Source organism: Cellulosimicrobium sp. So1_17, from assembly GCF_055181235.1.
This window is the reverse complement of sequence record NZ_CM143702.1, coordinates 235,798-252,332: the sequence shown is the minus strand read 5'-3', so window position 1 is coordinate 252,332 and position 16,535 is coordinate 235,798. Positions and strand designations below refer to the sequence as shown.

The following is a 16,535-nucleotide window of genomic DNA, read 5'->3' as shown; positions in this document are numbered from 1 at the left end:
CCGCAGGCCCGACGGCGGCCCCCCGGCCGGCTGCACCGTGGCAGGATGTGCGCGTGATCGTGGTGACGACCAACGAGGTCCCCGGGTACCGCATCGACGCCGTCCTCGGCGAGGTGATGGGCATGACCGTGCGCAGCGCCAACATCGGCGCCAACTTCGTCGCGGGGTTCCGCGCCATCGGCGGCGGGGAGGTCAAGGAGTACACGCAGCTCGTGTACGAGTCGCGCCAGGAGGTCATGCACCGCATGGTCCAGGAGGCGCAGCGGCGGGGCGCGAACGCCGTCGTCGGGATGCGGTTCGACACGGGCGAGATCGCCCAGTCGTTCTCCGAGGTGTGCGCGTACGGGACCGCCGTCGTCGTCTCGCCGATCCCGGCGGGCCAGCCTGGCGCGACGTCGCAGTCCGCCCACCAGGCGTCGACCGCGCCGGCCCCCGCGTACGGCAGCCAGGGCGGGCCGCAGGACAGCGCCCCGGACCAGCCGGCCTGGCGCTGACGACCCACGGTCCGGCGTCGGGCACGACCGCCCGCCGTCCGGCCGCGCGCGCCCGACGGCTTCAGAAGCTCGTGAGGATGTACTGGCCCATGACCAGGAAGACCCACGCGATCAGCGCGACGTAGCCGATCGCGAGGAAAAGATGCCGGTTGCCCACGACGGTCCGCCGCACGCCGTCGCTCGCGGGCAGGAAGCCCTCCTGCACCGCGTGGACCACCTGGTACCAGAACAGCGGCAGGACCACCGCCCACACGACCATGCACCACGGGCACAGGCGCACGAGCGCGTACAGGCTCGTCCAGACGAGGAAGACGACGAGCGCGAGGGCGAGCGTCGTGACGGCGAGCAGCGACAGCCAGTACCAGCGCGGGAGCCGTGCCCCCGTGAGGACGACGACGCCCGTCGTGACGACGACCGAGAAGCCCGCGATGCCGAGCAACGGGTTCGGGAAGCCGAGCAACGACCCCTGCCACGACCCCATCGCCGGACCGCAGTCGACGAACACGCTGAGCGTGCACGACAGGGCGTGGTCGGGGTCGACCAGCGTCAGGTAGCGCTCGACGGTCAGATCTGCCGACGCGAGGAGGCCGATCGCGCCGAGGACGACGAGCAACCAACCCAGGGTCCGCGCGCTCATCGGCCGCGGTCCGCCGGGGAGCGGCTGGTCGAGCTCGTCGGGACCGGACTCGTCCGTCGCGTCGACAGGGGCGCTCTTGCTCACGGGGACTCTCCTCGTGGGTCGCCGGCTCGCGCCGGACCGTCGTGGTCGCGCCGACGGCGCGGTGGGGCCACAACCTATCGCGACTCGCTGGGACGCGGCTGTGAGCGGTGCGACGACGTCGCCGTCCGGTCCGGCCGGAGCCACCGGTCGACCGGGTACCACCTCGGCCACCCGGGTACCACCTCGGCCACCCGGGTACTACCTCGGCGACCCGGGTACTACCTCGGCGAGGCGGTGGCCTCGGGCGAGCGGACGGCGTCGGGCAGGGTGGCGACGACGACGCCGGCGGGGCGCCTCCCGACGAGCAGGATGATCGCGAGACCGGCGAGCGTGAGCGCCACACCCGTCCACGCGGGGGCGAGATAGCCCCAGCCTGCCGCGATGACGAGGCCGCCGAGGAACGCGCCGTTGGCGTTGCCGACGTTGAGCGCCGAGTGGCACAGCGCCGCGCCGAGCGACGGGGCGGACGGCGAGAGGTCCATGAGCCGCGTCTGGAGCGAGAGCCCGAGCACCTGGGAGGTGACGCCCAGCAGGAAGAGCGCGAGGACGGCGGGGACGGGGTGCTCTCCGGTGAGCGCGAAGAGCACGAGCGCGGCCGCCGTCGACACGAACCCGAGGTACACCGTGCGCATCACCGAACGGTCGGCGAGGCGACCGCCGAGCAGCGTCCCGACGGTCATCCCGACGCCGAAGACCGCGAGGACGATCGGGACCGCGCCCGTCGCGAGACCCGTCACCCGGGTGATCGTCGGCTCGACGTACGAGTAGACGGCGAACATGCCGCCGAACCCGATCGACGCGGCGACGAAGCCGATCCACAACGGCCCGTTGCGCAGCGCCGCGAGCTCGCGGCGCGCGCTCGACGCCTCGTGACCCGCGCCGGCGGGGACGAGCCGCCAGAGGGCGACGAGCGTGGCCAGGCCGAGCGCCCCGACCAGCACGAACGCGGCGCGCCACCCGAGCTGCTGGCCGACGTACGTCGACAGCGGCACGCCGACGACGTTCGCGACCGTGAGTCCCGTCATCATCATCGCCACCGCGTGGCCGCGTCGGCCCGGACCCACGACCGCCGCCCCGACGGCCGCACCCACGCCGAAGAACGCGCCGTGCGGCAACCCGGCGAGGAACCGTCCGGCGACGAGCGTCTCGATGCTCCCCGCCGTCGCCGACAGCACGTTGGCGACCGCGTAGAAGCCCATGAGCGCCAGGAGCAGGGTCTTGCGGGGCATGCGGGCCGCGAGGACCGTGAGCGAGGGTGCCCCGACGACGACGCCGACGGCGTAGGCCGTGATCGCGTGCCCGGCCGTGGGGATCGACACGTCGAGGTCGGTCGCGATGTCCGAGAGCAGGCCCATCGTGGCGAACTCGGTGGTGCCGATGGTGAAGCCGCCGAGGGCGAGCGCGAGGAGCGCGGGCCCGGTCCGCGGTGCGGTCATGGTTCTCCTGGGGTCGTCGAGGTGGTCACGGTGCGGTCGAATCGATTCGACCTCGGTCGGCGACGTCGGCGACGAGAAGGAGGGTGTGGGCGTCAGTCTAGGCGGAGACCGCTGCGTCGTGCACGACCCACACGTGCTCGGCCGCGCGCAGACCGAGCTGGGACGGCGCCGTCGTCCCGTTCCCTGCGCCCGACCAGGCGACCGTCAGGGTCCCCGCGTACTCGCGCCGCTCGGTGACGGCGACGCGCGTGTCCAGCCCGACGCCCAGCTCGGCGAGGTAGCGCAGGACGTCCGGGTCGGCGTCGGAGATCCGCACCACGACGCCCTCGTCGCCCACGACCAGCTCCGCGAGCGGGACGGCGGGCGGGCGCACGACCACGCCGTCGGCGCTGGGGATCGGGTCGCCGTGCGGGTCCCGCGTGGGCCGGCCGAGGCGGGCGTCGATGCGCTCGACCAGGAGGTCCGAGACGGCGTGCTCAAGCACCTCGGCCTCGTCGTGGACCTCGTCCCACCCGTACCCGAGCTCGGAGACGAGGTACGTCTCGAGGAGCCGGTGCCGACGCACCATCGCGAGGGCCAGCAGGCGGCCACGCTCGGTGAGCGCGATCGCCCCGTACGGCGCGTGCTCCAGCAGCCCCTGGGCGCTGAGCCGTCGCACGGTCTCCGAGACGGTCGACGCCCCGACGCCCATGCGCTCGGCGAGCAGCTTGGTGGTCACGCGCTCGTCCGACCACTCCTGCGCGGACCAGACGACCTTGAGGTAGTCCTGGGCCACGGGCGTGAGGTCGTCGGGGCGGTCCACGCGACCACCCTAGGCCACGGCGACCGGCAGCGGTCAGCCCGGCGTGCGGGACAGGAGGAGCCGGACCTCGACGGTGCCCTCGTCGCGCACCTCGACCGGCGCGAGCTGCGGGGCGCCGATCCCGTAGTCGGAGAACCGGACGGCGATCGCGCCGTCGACCTGCAGTCCCTCGCCCGAGCGCTGGACCTCGAGAGCCACGGTCACCGGCTCGGTGACGTCCCGCAGGGTCAGGGTGCCGCTCGCCTCGAGGAGCACGGGCCCGGTCGCCTCCTCCATCGCGGCGACGTCGAGGGGCGTCGTGAGGGCGAACACCGACGTCGGGTAGACGTCGACCTCGAGCACGCGCCGCAGGAGCGCGTCCTCGACGGTGTCCCCGGTCGTGATCGTCGCGGTCGCGACCTCGACGCGCGACGTCGTCGCCTCGCCCGACAGGACCTCCACGAACCCCGTCACGTCCTGGGTGCTGCCCACGACCGTCGCCTCGTCCCGCGGGACGCCGAGACGCTCCGCACGGAACCCGGCCGCCGAGCCAGGGCCCACCACCCAGCGCCCGTCGACGTCGAACGGCCCCGGGGCGGGCGACTCGACGGCGGGCGAGGTCTCCCCCGGCGTCTGGAGGCCGAGCGGCGGCGGCGTGCGGCCCTCGGTGAGCTCGCTGTAGACGAACGGGGCGAGCAGGAGCACGACGAGCGCGAGGACGACACCGACGACGACCCAGCGCGTGGACCTGCTCATGAGCCCCATCCTGCCGCGCCTCGCACGGGCCCGACGCCAGCGACGCGCACGTCCGGTCTCACTCCTCCTCGGTCGTGGCCGGGTCCGCAGGGGCGGGCCACGCGAGGCGAGGCCAGACCGTCGCCGACGCGTCCGTGCCGACCTGCACGAGCTGCCAGTCGAGGATCCGGCGCTGCTGCGGGTCGAACCGGAGCACCGTCATCTCCGCGGTGCCCTTGAGCGGCCCGACGCGCAGCTGGTCCTTCACCGCGCCGGCGGTGCTCCCGCTCACGTACCGCACCCCGCCGCCCATCCGCTCCGGCCCGGACCGCGTGTGCATGTGCCCGGAGACCTGGTTCGGCACGCAGCCCGACTCGATCGCGTCGTTGCCCATGCGCGGCGTGTGGATCATGAGCAGGTCGATGCCGTCGCCGTCCTCCTGCTCGGCGCACGCCGTCTCCGCGAGCCGTGCCGCGTACTCCTCGGGTGTCTCCTCGCGCGCGGGCTGCGCCGCGGCGGCGAGCCGGGTCTCGAGCGGGTCGCGGTCCCCGAGGATGCGGATGCCCTCGACCTCGACGACCTCGCCGTCGAGCACGACCTGACCGTGGCCGCGCTCCTGCGCGGACGTCTCGACGCTGTCGTGGTTGCCGTCCGCGACGACCGTCGTCACGCCGTCCGGGATCGCGCCCGCGAAGGCGTCGACGCAGAACGACTCCACCGCGGTCCCGTTCATCGTCGTGTCCCCGGCGTTGAGCACGACGCTCGCACCCGAGCCCTCGACGACCGTGCGGATCAGCGGCGCCATCCCGACGTTGCAGTGCAGGTCGGCGATGACGACGAGGGTGACGAGGTCCTCCTCGGCCGCCGGCTCCGGCGACGTCGTGGTCCCCTCCGACGGCGCGTCGTCGGCCGTGGCGTCGTCGGGCGCGGCGTCGTCGGCCGGGGCGGCGCCGTCCTCCGGCCCGGACGACCCGGCGTCGGACGACGCACCCTCCTCGCCGTCCGGGTCGGACGTCGCGCCGGTCCCGCCGTCGGTCGGCTCTCCGTCGGTCGGCTCGTCGTCCGGCGCGAGCGTCGAGGCGGCCCTCTCGTCGTCCGCCCGCGCGCTGCGCTCGGCCGCGGCGGCGTTGAGCCGCTGGATGGACTGGCGCCGGTCCCAGGCGGTGACGAGGTTGTCGTTCGCCTCGGCGTAGAAGTCCTCGTTCTCGCGGTAGAAGTCGAGGACGAGCGAGCCGTAGGTGTCGACCACGCCGGCGAGGCGACCGGTGATGCGCGCACCCTCGAGCGGCGTGCCCGCGAACACGGCGGAGGCGGGCTGCCCCTCTCTGCGCGACGACGCGGGGTCGCTCGACGAGAGGGACGCCGCGACGAGCCCCACGAGCACGGCGCTCGCCGTGATCTCGAACGTGCGCGGCGCGGTGACCGCCGTGAGCTCCCGACGCCGCGCCGCGCCGAGCAGCGCGTACAGTCCCGCGCCGCCCGCGGCCACGACGAGGATCGCGAAGCCGGTGCGGCGCAGGGCGTCCACGACGAGCGCTCGCGCGACCGAGCCGATCGTCTCCTGGGGCCCGCCGAAGAACCGCAGGTAGTCCTCGAGGTCCTGCGACAGCCCTTCGAGCGTGTCGGCCTGCCCGACGGCGGTGAGGTCCGCCGGGATCTCCTGGACCGTCACGTCGGCGCCGAGGCCGAGCGGCAGCGGCGACTCGATCTGCAGCGTCCCCAGCGGCCCGAGGTCGACGACGACGAGGCCGTCGGTCGTGACCTCGTACGTCGCCTCGTGGGGGCCGAGGCTGCGCTCGGCGGTCGCCGTCGTGACCCCCCACACGACGCACGGCACGAGGGCGGCGAGGATGCCCAGGGTCCAGCGGACCCAGCGGGGCGGGGTGCGGTGCGGGGTGCTCATCACCGCCCAGCCTCCCGGATCCGTCGCCGCCTCGCCAACGCGTCCTGCCGGATCAGGCGCGCGCGCCGCGCAAGGTGACGAGCGCCACGCCGGACGCGACGAGCATGAGCACGACCCCGATGAGCGAGGTCACGCCGACGCCGCTGCCGAACGCGGCGTGCGCCGAGTCGAGCAGCGCCTGCGCCTGCGCGGCGGGCAGCGTCCCGGCGACCTGGGTCGCTCCCCCGAGCGTCTCCGCCGCCGCGGTGGCGTCCGCCGCGGGCACTCCCGCGGGGACGACGACGTTCGCGTGGTACGACGCGGTGAGGATGCTGCCGAGCACCGCCGTGCCCAGCACGGCCCCGACCTCGTAGGCCGTCTCGGAGATCGCGGACGCCGCGCCCGCCTTCTCGGCGGGCACCGAGGACACGATGAGGTCGTTGGACACGGTCTCGGCCGCGCCGACGCCGAAGGACAGCACGACGAACGCGACGACGAGCAGCGCGAGCGTGCTCTCCCCCGCCCCCGCGGCGACGATCGCGTAGCCCGCCGCGGAGAACAGCAGCGCGACGGCGACGACCCGGGCCGGGCGCACGCGCCGTACGACCTTCACCACGCCGAGCCCGGCGACGACCATGAGCACGAGCCCCGGCAGGAGCGCGATCCCCGCCTGCATGGGCGACAGCCCGAGGACGAGCTGCACGTCCTGCGACACGAAGAACAGGAACCCGACGAGCGAGAACACCGAGAGGAGGTTGACCAGCACCGCACCGCTGAAGGCCGCCCGCGTGAAGAGCCGGACGTCGAGCATCGGGTCGGGGCGGCGCAGCTGGCGTCGCACGAACAGCGCGCCGGCCACGAGCCCGACGGCGACGCTCGCCAGGGCGAGCGTGCTCACCCCGGACTTCGCGAGCGTCTTGATCCCGTAGACGACCGGGGTCATCGTCGTCATGACGAGGAGGATCGACCACACGTCCACGCGGCCCGGCGCGGGGTCGCGCGACTCGGGCACGAAGAGCGGCGCGAGGACGAGCAGCAGGACGAGCACCGGGACGGCCAGGAGGAAGACCGAGCCCCACCAGAAGTGCTCGAGGAGGAATCCGCCGACGATCGGGCCCAGCGCCGAGCCCGCGGCGAAGCCCGCCGCCCAGATCGCGATGGCGAGGCGGCGCTCCTCACGGTCGGTGAAGACGTTGCGCAGGAGCGAGAGCGTCGACGGCATGAGCATCGCGCCGAAGAACCCGAGCCCGGCACGTGTCGCGACGAGCGCCTCCGCGCTCGGCGCATAGGCCGCGACGACGGACACCGCGGCGAAGCCCACCGCACCGGCGAGCAGGAGACGACGTCGACCGATGCGGTCGGCGAACGAGCCCATCGGCACGAGCAGACCGGCAAGCACGAGCGGGTAGATGTCGATGATCCACAGCAGCTGCGTCCCCGTGGGGCGCAGCGCCTCGGAGATCTGGGGCAGCGCGAAGCTGAGCACCGTGTTGTCGATCGACACGAGCAGCACGGGGAGCATGAGCACCGCGAGCGCGAGCCACCGGCGTGCCGCGCCGGGCGCGGGGGCGGCGGGGGCGTCCGGGCGGATCGCGGGGCGGTTGAGCTGGGTCGCCGTCACGACGAGGTCCTTCCACGACAGCGGACGGCCGGGGCGACGCGGTGGCGCCGAACTTCCGAACCGTCCAGACGGTACAGTAACGCGAACGGACCGAGCCGGTCATCCCGTACGCGCTGTGACGCTCCGCACCACGCGCTAAGTGACGCCACACGCTCGGCGCCGTCGCATGCTCGGCGACGCCCACCCGCTCGGCAACGCTGCCGGCGCCCGGCCGCGACTACCCTCGACGACATGCCGCCGCCTCCCGCCGCCCGCCCCAAGGTCCTGCGAGCGTTCGCCGCACTCCTCGTCGAGCACGGCGAGCGCGCCGCGACGCTCGAGGCCGTGGCCGAGCGCGCCGGGGTCTCCAAGGGCGGCCTGCTTTACCACTTCGGGTCGAAGGACGCGCTCGTCGACGGTCTGGTCGACCACCTGCGCGAGCTCACGGACGCCGACGTCGCGGTGATGCGCGCTGCACCCGCCGGACCGGTCGACTACCTGCTGCGCACGTCGACCGTCGTCGACGGGGAGTTCGAGCTCGTGTACCTCGCCGTCTCACGGCTCGCGCAGGGCGCCTACCCGCGCGCCCGCGAAGCGCTGGACGGCGCCCACGACGCCTGGACGCGCGCCGTCCTCGATGAGGTCGGCGACCCGGTCGTCGCACGCGCGATCGTGCTCATCAGCGACGGCCTCTACGCGCACGCGGCCTTCGACGGCGCCGTCCTGGACCCCGGCGCGCCCGACGACGACCCCTCGCCGGGCAGCCCGGCACCGGACGTCCCGGTACCGGGCGGGTCAGCACCGGGCCCCCCGACGTCGGGCGGCGACGTGGAAGGACTCGCCTTCCGCGCGCCGCGCCGGGGCGACGACGTGGACGACCTGCTCGCGCTCGTCACCCAGATCGTCGCGATGCGTCGCTGACAACCCGGCGCGCCCCACCGTGGGAGCGCGCCGGAGCTCGGTGGTCTTCGACCCCTCAGCCCCCGACCCACGCGGTGACGACGCGCTCCCTCGTCACGACCTGGCCATCCACCTCGGTGGCGAAGCCGACCGCGACCGGGACGCCTTGGGACTCCGGCGACCGGACCGCGAACGACTGGTACGCGCTCGTTCCGGGTGCGACGTCCCGGAAGGTTCGGGTGCCGAAGGGCGTCGTCACCGTCACCTCTGCCGCGGTGTCGTCCTCGTTGAGCACGCGCACGGCGAGGTAGGTCTTCCCGGCGACCCGACGCTCACGGGCATCCACGCTGAAGTGCGGCCCCGGGTCGTCGGCGCACGGGTCGGCGGTCGGGGCGCCCTCCCAGACGGCGCGGTGATAGCGGGAGTAGGTCCAGCCGTCCACCCACACCGACACCCCGAACGCCAGGTCCACGTCGTCGAGCCGCCAGTCGGGCGTGTGGTGGGGCGAGACCGTCCCGTCCTCGTTCGAGATCCACGCGGGCCACGGCTGGCGGCTCTCGAAGGGCTGTCCGAAGCCGGCGCTCCCGTACACGACGTCATAGCCGCCATCCGGGCCGACCCAGTCCATCATGAGCGAGTCCTCGCCGGCACCGGGCGGAGGTGTCACGACGACGTCGACGGACGGCACTCCGTCGTCGCAGACCGGGGTCACGGAGACGACGTCGAGGTCGCAACGGGGTCGGACGACCACGAACCAGTCCAGCAGGACCTGGTTCTCGATCACGACCTGCCCGTCCACGACCAGTCGCCACTGCTCGAGCTCCTGCAGGGACGGGAAGACGTGGCCGGGCGCGGCGGTCGCCACGATCCCCTCGGGCGTGCGCGTGTACGAGATCGCCTCCGTGTCCGTAGGCAGGAGCACGTCGTCGGGCGTCGCGTCGCACGCGGTGAGCGTCGCCGGTGTCTCGGGCACCACCGTGCCGGGCTCCGTCCAGCACTCGAGAGAGGTCCCGGACTCGACGCGGTCGAACGCGTCGTCGGCGGCGTCGAGCGTCACCGTCCAGTCGTGCGTGGTGCTGTCGTCGAGCGGCCACCAACCCCAGAAGTAGCCCCACTCGTCGACGCTCCCCTCCCCGACGGTCTCACCGGCGACGGTCACCACGACCGCCGTGCCGGCCGGGTAGCCGTCCACGTTCACCGAGAGCTGGTCGCAGTACGCCGACACGTCCACCCGCAGGTTCGGGTCGACGTCGCAGGGCTCGGTCACGCCCTCCCAGGAGAGGTCCAGCGCGTCGTCCGAAGCGTCCAGCGTGACGGACCAGGTGTGCGCGACGGTCCAGTCGAGCGGCCAGACGTTCCAGTAGTTGCCGTCGACCGGGTCGTCCGCGACGGTCTCCCCGTCGAGCGAGACGACGACGCGCGTGCCCACCGGGTACGACGAGACGTTGACGGTGACCTCGCCGCACGAGGCAGTGGCGTCGGCGTACCTGTGGGGGTCGGTGTCGCACGGCGTCGTCGTGCCGCCGTCCGAGAAGTCCCCGTCGACGCCGTCGGGCGCGTCGACCTCGACGCTCCACTCGTGCGGCGTCGACCACTCGTAGTCGTGCGAGAAACCGGACGAGCCACCGAACGTGGTGCTGTGGACGGTCTCACCGTCCACCTCCACGACGACCGTCGTCCCGTCGGGGTAGTCGTCGAGAGCGATGTACAGGAATGAGCAGGAGGGCTGGACGTCGTGCGTCGCGGCGGAGGCGGGGGCCGCGGTGGCGACGCCCAGCCCCGCGAGGGCCAGCACCGTCCCGACGGTGCTGGCGATGAGCTTCTTCACTCGGTTCGTGGTCCTTCACGAGAGGACGGCGCGGGCCGTCGTGGGGCTGACCCGCGCATTCAACCAGACGCCGGACGCTCTGGACATACCTCGCACCGGTCCAGGTTCCGCGACCCGGACCGGTGCTCACCGACCGCCCGGCGAGGTCAGCCCGCGTACGCGGCGCGCAGCGGCCCGAGGTCGAGCTTGGCCTGCGTCATCATGACGTCGACGACGCGCTGGACCTTCGCGCCGTCCGGGTCCTGCAGCATCTCCAGGAACTCGACGGGCACGATCTGCCAGGAGAGCCCGAACCGGTCCTTGAGCCACCCGCACTGGGACTCCTGCCCGCCGTTCGCGGTGAGCACGTCCCAGTACCGGTCGACCTCGTCCTGCGAGTCGCACTCGACGACGAACGACACCGCCTCGGTGAAGCGGAACTGCGGACCGCCGTTGATGGCGCTGAACCGGTGCCCGGCGAGCTCGAAGTCGGCCGACACGACCGTCCCGTCGGGCTGCCGGAACATCTCGCCCACCTTCGCGTCAGGAAACGTGCTCGTGTAGAACTCCACGGCTTCCTCGAGGTTCATGTCGAACCACAGGCTCGGGACGATCGCTCGCATGGTGCCTCCTCGTGTCGGGCACGACCCGCCCGGGCCGTCACGAGGTAGGACCACGCCCGGCCCTCGAACTCATCGCCGGACGGTACGCAGCGCCCCGCGCGGCACGGAGCGGAACGGAGCGGAGCGGCACGACCTGATCAGGCGGAGGCCTTCTTGCGCGTGCTGGTGGGCGCCTTCTTGGTCGTCGAGCCCGAGCTCTTCGTCCCGGACGCGCTCTTGGTGCCCGACGCGCTCTTCGTGCCCGACTTCGCCGTCGTCTTCGACCCGGACGACGCGCTCTTCCTCGACGACGAGGACGTGGACGAGGACGACGCCGAGCGGGACGTGCCCTTCCCGGAGGAGCCGCCCTTCGCCGTCGTGCCCGATCCACCGGACGACCGGGACGACGACCCGGACGAGCCCGACGAGCCCTTGCTGCTCTTCGACGACGCGACGGACTTGCGGAGCGCCTCCATGAGGTCGATGACCTCGGCGCCCTCTCCCTCCTCCGCCTGCTCCCCGAACGTCTCGGCGGCGTCGAGCGCGTCACCCTTCTCGAGCTTCGCGTCGATGAGCTGGCGGAGCTGGACCTGGTAGTCGTCCTCGTACTCCTCGGGGGCGAAGTCGGCCTCGAAGCTCGCGACGAGCTGCGACGACATCGCGAGCTCCTTCTCGGTGACCTTCGCCTCGTCGTCGAGCGAGGGGAAGGCGGCGTCGCGCACCTCGTCGGCCCACAGGAGCGTCTGGATGACGAGCACGTCGTCGCGCACGCGCAGCGCGGCGAGGCGCGTGCGCTGGCGCAGCGCGAACTTCACGATCGCGGTCCGGTCGGTCTCCTCGAGGGTCCGCCGCATGAGCACGTACGCCTTGTTGGACTTCGAGTCGGGCTCGAGGTAGTAGCTGCGGTCGAGCAGCAGCGGGTCGATCTGGTCGCTCGGGACGAACTCGACGACCTCGATCTCGCGGCTGCGCTCGGCGGGCAGGGCGTCGAGGTCGTCGCCCGTGAGCACGACGGTCTGCTCGCCGTCGGTGTACGCCTTCGCGATGTTCTCGTAGGGCACGACCTCGCCGTCGATCTCGCACACCCGCCGATAGCGGATCCGACCGCCGTCCTTGTCGTGCACCTGGTGCAGCGGCACGTCGTGGTCCTCCGTCGCGGAGTACACCTTGACGGGGACGTTGACGAGTCCGAACGTGATGGCGCCCTTCCAGATGGCCCTCATCCGTCCATGGTGGCGTGCGACGCGCCCGGACGCGACCCCTCGGGGCTTGCCCGTCGTGGACGTCCGGTGCGACGCGACCCGGCACCTGCGGCCCGCGAGAGAGAACGTGCGGTCGCGACATAGGGCTCCGGGGGCTCTATCTCGCGACCGCAGGTTCTGTCTCGCGAGTCCACGCTTCCCTCGTGCGCCGCGCCCGGGCCGCGTGTGGGTGGCCCGCGGAAGGATGGAACGGTGGCGACGACGACCGGGGGACGACAGATGGCTGGGACAGGCGCCGGCGGCGGGACCCGCTTCGAGTTCGAGGCCGAGCTGTGGCGCTGGGAGGCGCGCACGGACAGCTGGGTCTTCGCCGCGCTGCCGGAGGACGTGAGCGACGAGATCGCCGAGCTGCCCCTCCCGCCCGCCGGCTTCGGTTCGGTCAAGGTCGAGGTGACGATCGGCGCCTCGCGCTGGTCGACGTCCGTCTTCCCGGACGCGGGACGCAAGACCTACGTGCTGCCGGTCAAGGCCGCCGTGCGCCGCGCGGAGCAGGTGGACGTGGGCGACGTCGTCCGGATCGGCGTCGAGACCCTCCTCTGAACGGTCTCAGCCGAGGATGCCGAGGTGGAGCGCTCGCAGCACGGCGCGCGTGCGGTCCCGGGTCCCGAGCTTGAGCAGCACGGTCGACACGTGGTTCTTCACCGTCCCCTCGGCGAGGAACATGCCGTGGGCGATCTCGCGGTTGGAGTACCCGGCCGCCACGAGCCGCAGGACCTCGAGCTCGCGCTCGGTGAGGTCCTGGACGGGGACGCGGTCGTCCTCCTCCGGTTCCGCGGCGCCCGACCGCACGGCGCGCAGGAGCTGGTCGGTGATCGACGGCTGGACGAGGGTGCCACCGTCGGCGAGCGTGCGGACCGCTCCCGTGAGCTGCTCGAGCGTGACGTCCTTGAGGAGGTAGCCGCGAGCGCCGGCGCGCAGGGCGCGCAGCACGAGGTCGTCGTCGTCGAACGTCGTGAGCACGAGCGCCGGGGTGTCGATCCCGCTCTCGCGCATCGCCTCGAGCGCCCAGATCCCGTCGTGGCGCGGCATGCGCAGGTCGAGCAGCACGACGTCGGGGGCGTGCTCGCGCACCGCCGCGAGCGCCGTCATGCCGTCCTCGGCCTCCGCGACGACCTCCACGTCGGGAGCGATCTCCAGGAGGCTGCGGATGCCCTGGCGCACGAGCGTCTGGTCGTCGACGAGCAGGACGCGGATCACCGCACGGCCTCGCGCGGAAGCACGCCCTCGCGGACCCCGGCGAGCGCGACCTCGACGCGGAAGCCCGACGCGCCGTCGACGCGCACGGTCCCGCCGAGGGCCTCGACGCGCTCGGTGATCCCCCGCAGGCCGTTCCCCGGCTCGACGCGCCGGGCACCGCGGCCGTCGTCCTGGGCGACGAGACGGACCCGGCCGTCGTCGGCGACGACCTCGATGGTGAGCACGGTCGCCTCGGCGTGACGGATCGTGTTCGTCACGATCTCCTGCGCGGCACGCACGAGCACGACGGTCTGCTCCTCGTCGACCACGACGTCGTCGGCCACGAGCACGCGCACGCGCGGCGCGAGCACGCGCTCGACCAGCGACTCGATCGCGTCCCGCAGGCTCGGTGCGCGACGCCGCAGCTCGCCCACGGTGGCGCGCACGTCGCCCAGGAGCTCGCGCGCGACCGTCTTGGCGCGCAGCACGTGCTCCCGCGCACGCTCGCCCTCCTGGTGGCTCGCCGTCTCGAGCTCGAGCGCGAGCACCGTGAGCTGGTGGCCCAGCACGTCGTGCAGCTCGCGCGCGATGCGCAGGCGCTCGTCGGACCGGGTCGACACGTCGCGCAGGACGGCGGCCGCACGCAGCTCGACGTGCGCGGCGGCGAGCTGCTCGCGCATCCGCCTCTCGCGCTGGAGCGCGAACGTCGACCCGACGCTGGCGACCTGGATGAGCAGGTAGATGATCCCGCTGAGCACGGCGTCGGTGAACGACCCGCGCACCCCGACGGCGACGGCCACGACCACCACGTTCACGACCACGACCACGGCCGTCACGCGCATCGGGACGACGTACACGCTCACGGCCGCGACGGCGACGAGCAGGATCGGCAACCACCCGGCGCCCGGTGCGCCGAGGACGAGCGCGCCGACGAGCACGACCTGTGTGGCGAGCAGCAGGTAGGCGCGCACCGTGCCGAACCCCGCGCCGAGCACGAGCCACCCGGTGACGACCACGAACGCCGCGAACACCGCGAGCCAGGCGCCGACGGGCACCAGCACCGCCCCGGGTGCGGCGATCGGGACGAGGGCGCCGATCCCGAGCACCACGACGAGCATCGCGATGCCGGCCCACACCTCCGGGTCGATGCGTCGCATCCCCTCACCCTACGGACCGACCGGCGTGCCGCCACGTGCCGGAAGTCATGGTCGACGGCCGTGACGACCGGCACGCGCGCGACGCCCCTGGCGCTCCGTAGCGTCGAGGAACCGCTCGCGGACCGGCCGCGGGAGAACGGACGGACCACCGACGGGAAGGACGTGGGCAGCGATGAGCGCCGTCGACGCACGAGACCTGACGAAACGCTACCGCCGCAAGCACGGGACGACGGTGGCGGTCGACGGCGTGAGCCTCGTCGCCGCAGAGGGCGAGGTCCTCGGGATCCTCGGGCCCAACGGAGCGGGAAAGACCACGACCGTCGAGATGGTCGCCGGGGTCCGCCGACCCGACGGCGGCTCGGTGCGCGTCGCCGGCCTCGACCCCTTCACCGACCGCGCGGCGGTGCGGCAGGTGCTGGGCGTCCAGCTCCAGTCCGGCTACCTGCACGGGGCGCTCACGGTGCGCGAGCTCGCGCACCTGTACCGCTCGTTCTACGGGTCGGGGCGCGACCCGGACGGGCTGATCGAGACCCTCGGCCTCGGCGAGCAGCGCGACGTGCGCTACGAGAAGCTCTCGGGCGGCCAGCAGCAGCGGGTCGCGATCGTCCTCGCGCTCGTCGGCGACCCGCGCGTCGTGATCCTCGACGAGCTGACCACGGGCCTGGACCCGCAGGCACGCCGCCAGGTGTGGGGCGTCGTCGAGCGACTGCGTGACGACGGGGTCACGGTCCTCCTGGTCTCCCACCTCATGGAGGAGGTCGAGCGCCTGTGCGACCGGGTGACCCTGCTCGACGCCGGCCGCGTCGTCGCGCACGACACGCCCGCCGGTCTCGTCGCGGGCGCCGGGCTGGACCAGCGCGTGCGCTTCCGCGTCACCGCACCGCTCCCATCCGGGCTCCTGGACGCCGCGCCCGGGGTCGACGGCGTAGAGGTGCGCGGCGAGCAGGTCGTCGTGACCGGGCGCGGCGAGCTGCTCCAGGAGGTGAGCACCGCGCTCGTGCGCGCCGGCGTCGTCGCGACGGAGACGCGGCTCGAGCGCGCGACGCTCGACGACGCGTTCCTCGCGCTCACCGGTCGCCCGCTGGACGCCGACCCCACCGCCGTCGCGATCGAGGAGGCTGCCTGATGACCACCGTCCGCACCACGACGGCCACCGCGACCACAGGGTTGCGCGGGCGTCCCACGGCCCGGCCCGGCCCGCGTGCGTGGGCCGCGCTCGTCGTCGCGGAGGCCAAGATGGTCGTCCGCGACACGGCCGGCCTCGTCATGCCCTTCGGCATGCCCGTCCTCATCCTCGTCATGTACGGGATCAGCGACGCGACGCGGATCGTCGTCCCGGACTCCGGCGGACGCACCGCGTTCGACGTCTTCGTCGTGCCGGTCGTGCTCGCGATCGTCGTCGGGATCATCGGCGTGATCAACATGCCGAGCTTCCTCGCCTCCTACCGTCGCACCGGGGTCCTCAAGCGCCTGTCCGTGACCCCGGCGTCCCCCGCGATGGTGCTCGTCGCGCAGGTCGTGGTGAGCGCCGCCCAGACCGCGCTCGGCGTCGCGCTGGCGCTCGTCGTCGCGACGGCGGCGTTCGACGCCACGATGCCGGCCTCCCCCACGGCCGCGCTGGGCGTCCTCGCGCTGTGCGCGACGGCGATGTACGCCGTCGGGATGCTCGTCGCCGCGGTCTCGCCGACGCCCAACGCGGCGCTCGCGATCGGCCTCGTCGTGTTCTTCGCCTTCGGCGCGACGGGCGGCATGTTCGGCGAGGTGTCCAACCTGCCCGAGCCCGTGGCCCGCGTCGGGGAGGCGCTCCCGTTCGGGGCGTCGGTCCAGGCGCTCGGCGACGCGTGGGCAGGACAGCCGGTGGAGGCGTCGCACCTCGTCGCCCTCGGGGGGACGGTCGTCGTGTGCTCGCTCGTCGCGGCCCGCTTCTTCCGCTGGACGTGATCCGACCCCACCGTGCGCCCGGGGCGTCGGTCGGGGGAGGC

General features: G+C 73.3%; 16 protein-coding genes. 5 read left to right on the top strand and 11 right to left on the bottom strand.

From position 1 onward, the window contains the following. Window positions 1-53 precede the first annotated feature (53 nt). A complete protein-coding gene (locus ACZCLJ_RS01095) occupies window positions 54-494 on the top strand; it encodes a YbjQ family protein (protein ID WP_251151610.1) in 441 nt (146 codons plus the stop codon). Between the two features lie 61 nt (window positions 495-555). Here ACZCLJ_RS01095 and ACZCLJ_RS01090 read toward each other — a convergent pair whose 3' ends face one another. The 6 genes from ACZCLJ_RS01090 to ACZCLJ_RS01065 all read right to left on the bottom strand — a co-directional run bounded on the left by ACZCLJ_RS01090 (window position 556) and on the right by ACZCLJ_RS01065 (window position 7,670). Further along, the gene (locus tag ACZCLJ_RS01090; protein ID WP_463105182.1) at window positions 556-1,215 is read right to left on the bottom strand and encodes a vitamin K epoxide reductase family protein; all 660 of its coding nucleotides are present in this window, start codon (window positions 1,213-1,215) and stop codon (window positions 556-558) included. Between the two features lie 218 nt (window positions 1,216-1,433). Then, complete coding sequence (locus ACZCLJ_RS01085; protein WP_463105181.1) at window positions 1,434-2,651, bottom strand: MFS transporter; 1,218 nt, start codon at window positions 2,649-2,651, stop codon at window positions 1,434-1,436. 97 nt (window positions 2,652-2,748) lie between these two features. Further along, entirely contained in the window at window positions 2,749-3,453 is a 705-nt protein-coding gene (locus ACZCLJ_RS01080; RefSeq protein ID WP_285821120.1) for a metal-dependent transcriptional regulator, read from the bottom strand. A gap of 33 nt (window positions 3,454-3,486) precedes the next feature. Then, window positions 3,487-4,188, bottom strand: a complete 702-nt coding sequence (locus ACZCLJ_RS01075; RefSeq protein ID WP_463105180.1) for a YceI family protein — start codon at window positions 4,186-4,188, stop codon at window positions 3,487-3,489. Between the two features lie 58 nt (window positions 4,189-4,246). Next, window positions 4,247-6,070 carry a metallophosphoesterase family protein gene (locus ACZCLJ_RS01070; protein WP_463105179.1) on the bottom strand — a complete coding sequence of 608 codons (1,824 nt, stop codon included), beginning with the start codon at window positions 6,068-6,070 and terminating at the stop codon, window positions 4,247-4,249. Between the two features lie 52 nt (window positions 6,071-6,122). Then, the gene (locus ACZCLJ_RS01065) at window positions 6,123-7,670 is read right to left on the bottom strand and encodes an MFS transporter (protein ID WP_463105178.1); all 1,548 of its coding nucleotides are present in this window, start codon (window positions 7,668-7,670) and stop codon (window positions 6,123-6,125) included. A 231-nt stretch (window positions 7,671-7,901) separates the two neighbouring features. Between ACZCLJ_RS01065 and ACZCLJ_RS01060 the strand changes: the two genes are divergently transcribed. Beyond that, window positions 7,902-8,570: a TetR/AcrR family transcriptional regulator gene (locus ACZCLJ_RS01060; RefSeq protein WP_463105177.1), complete on the top strand. Its 669-nt coding sequence runs from the start codon at window positions 7,902-7,904 to the stop codon at window positions 8,568-8,570. A gap of 55 nt (window positions 8,571-8,625) precedes the next feature. On the opposite strand, the gene ACZCLJ_RS01055 is transcribed toward ACZCLJ_RS01060, so the two are convergent. From ACZCLJ_RS01055 to ku, 3 genes are all read right to left on the bottom strand, one after another. Beyond that, window positions 8,626-10,377, bottom strand: coding sequence for a hypothetical protein (locus tag ACZCLJ_RS01055; protein ID WP_463105176.1), 1,752 nt, complete (start codon window positions 10,375-10,377; stop codon window positions 8,626-8,628). Window positions 10,378-10,523: 146 nt separating this feature from the next. Further along, on the bottom strand, window positions 10,524-10,979 hold the full coding sequence (locus tag ACZCLJ_RS01050; protein ID WP_251151619.1) for a VOC family protein: 456 nt from the start codon (window positions 10,977-10,979) through the stop codon (window positions 10,524-10,526). A 137-nt stretch (window positions 10,980-11,116) separates the two neighbouring features. Further along, on the bottom strand, window positions 11,117-12,181 hold the full coding sequence (gene ku, locus ACZCLJ_RS01045) for a non-homologous end joining protein Ku (protein ID WP_463105175.1): 1,065 nt from the start codon (window positions 12,179-12,181) through the stop codon (window positions 11,117-11,119). A 258-nt stretch (window positions 12,182-12,439) separates the two neighbouring features. On the opposite strand from ku, the gene ACZCLJ_RS01040 reads away from it, so the two are divergent. Continuing rightward, on the top strand, window positions 12,440-12,760 hold the full coding sequence (locus ACZCLJ_RS01040) for a DUF1905 domain-containing protein (RefSeq protein WP_463105174.1): 321 nt from the start codon (window positions 12,440-12,442) through the stop codon (window positions 12,758-12,760). Between the two features lie 6 nt (window positions 12,761-12,766). On the opposite strand, the gene ACZCLJ_RS01035 is transcribed toward ACZCLJ_RS01040, so the two are convergent. After that, entirely contained in the window at window positions 12,767-13,417 is a 651-nt protein-coding gene (locus tag ACZCLJ_RS01035; RefSeq protein WP_251151622.1) for a response regulator, read from the bottom strand. Continuing rightward, the gene (locus ACZCLJ_RS01030) at window positions 13,414-14,553 is read right to left on the bottom strand and encodes a sensor histidine kinase (RefSeq protein WP_463105173.1); all 1,140 of its coding nucleotides are present in this window, start codon (window positions 14,551-14,553) and stop codon (window positions 13,414-13,416) included. Before ACZCLJ_RS01030 ends, ACZCLJ_RS01035 begins: the two co-directional genes overlap by 4 nt. A 172-nt stretch (window positions 14,554-14,725) precedes the next feature. On the opposite strand from ACZCLJ_RS01030, the gene ACZCLJ_RS01025 reads away from it, so the two are divergent. Further along, window positions 14,726-15,679: an ABC transporter ATP-binding protein gene (locus tag ACZCLJ_RS01025; protein WP_463105172.1), complete on the top strand. Its 954-nt coding sequence runs from the start codon at window positions 14,726-14,728 to the stop codon at window positions 15,677-15,679. Then, window positions 15,679-16,494 carry an ABC transporter permease gene (locus ACZCLJ_RS01020; RefSeq protein WP_463105171.1) on the top strand — a complete coding sequence of 272 codons (816 nt, stop codon included), beginning with the start codon at window positions 15,679-15,681 and terminating at the stop codon, window positions 16,492-16,494. The genes ACZCLJ_RS01025 and ACZCLJ_RS01020 overlap by 1 nt, the downstream gene beginning before the upstream one ends. Window positions 16,495-16,535: the final 41 nt, after the last annotated feature.

What these genes read in the sequence shown, in the direction of transcription:
- ACZCLJ_RS01030 (WP_463105173.1), bottom strand. Translation starts at nt 14,553, where the DNA reads ATGCGACGCATCGACCCGGAGGTGTGGGCCGGCATCGCGATGCTCGTC.
- ku (WP_463105175.1), bottom strand. Translation starts at nt 12,181, where the DNA reads ATGAGGGCCATCTGGAAGGGCGCCATCACGTTCGGACTCGTCAACGTC.
- ACZCLJ_RS01025 (WP_463105172.1), top strand. Translation starts at nt 14,726, where the DNA reads ATGAGCGCCGTCGACGCACGAGACCTGACGAAACGCTACCGCCGCAAG.
- ACZCLJ_RS01085 (WP_463105181.1), bottom strand. Translation starts at nt 2,651, where the DNA reads ATGACCGCACCGCGGACCGGGCCCGCGCTCCTCGCGCTCGCCCTCGGC.
- ACZCLJ_RS01060 (WP_463105177.1), top strand. Translation starts at nt 7,902, where the DNA reads ATGCCGCCGCCTCCCGCCGCCCGCCCCAAGGTCCTGCGAGCGTTCGCC.
- ACZCLJ_RS01050 (WP_251151619.1), bottom strand. Translation starts at nt 10,979, where the DNA reads ATGCGAGCGATCGTCCCGAGCCTGTGGTTCGACATGAACCTCGAGGAA.
- ACZCLJ_RS01070 (WP_463105179.1), bottom strand. Translation starts at nt 6,070, where the DNA reads ATGAGCACCCCGCACCGCACCCCGCCCCGCTGGGTCCGCTGGACCCTG.
- ACZCLJ_RS01075 (WP_463105180.1), bottom strand. Translation starts at nt 4,188, where the DNA reads ATGAGCAGGTCCACGCGCTGGGTCGTCGTCGGTGTCGTCCTCGCGCTC.
- ACZCLJ_RS01040 (WP_463105174.1), top strand. Translation starts at nt 12,440, where the DNA reads ATGGCTGGGACAGGCGCCGGCGGCGGGACCCGCTTCGAGTTCGAGGCC.
- ACZCLJ_RS01020 (WP_463105171.1), top strand. Translation starts at nt 15,679, where the DNA reads ATGACCACCGTCCGCACCACGACGGCCACCGCGACCACAGGGTTGCGC.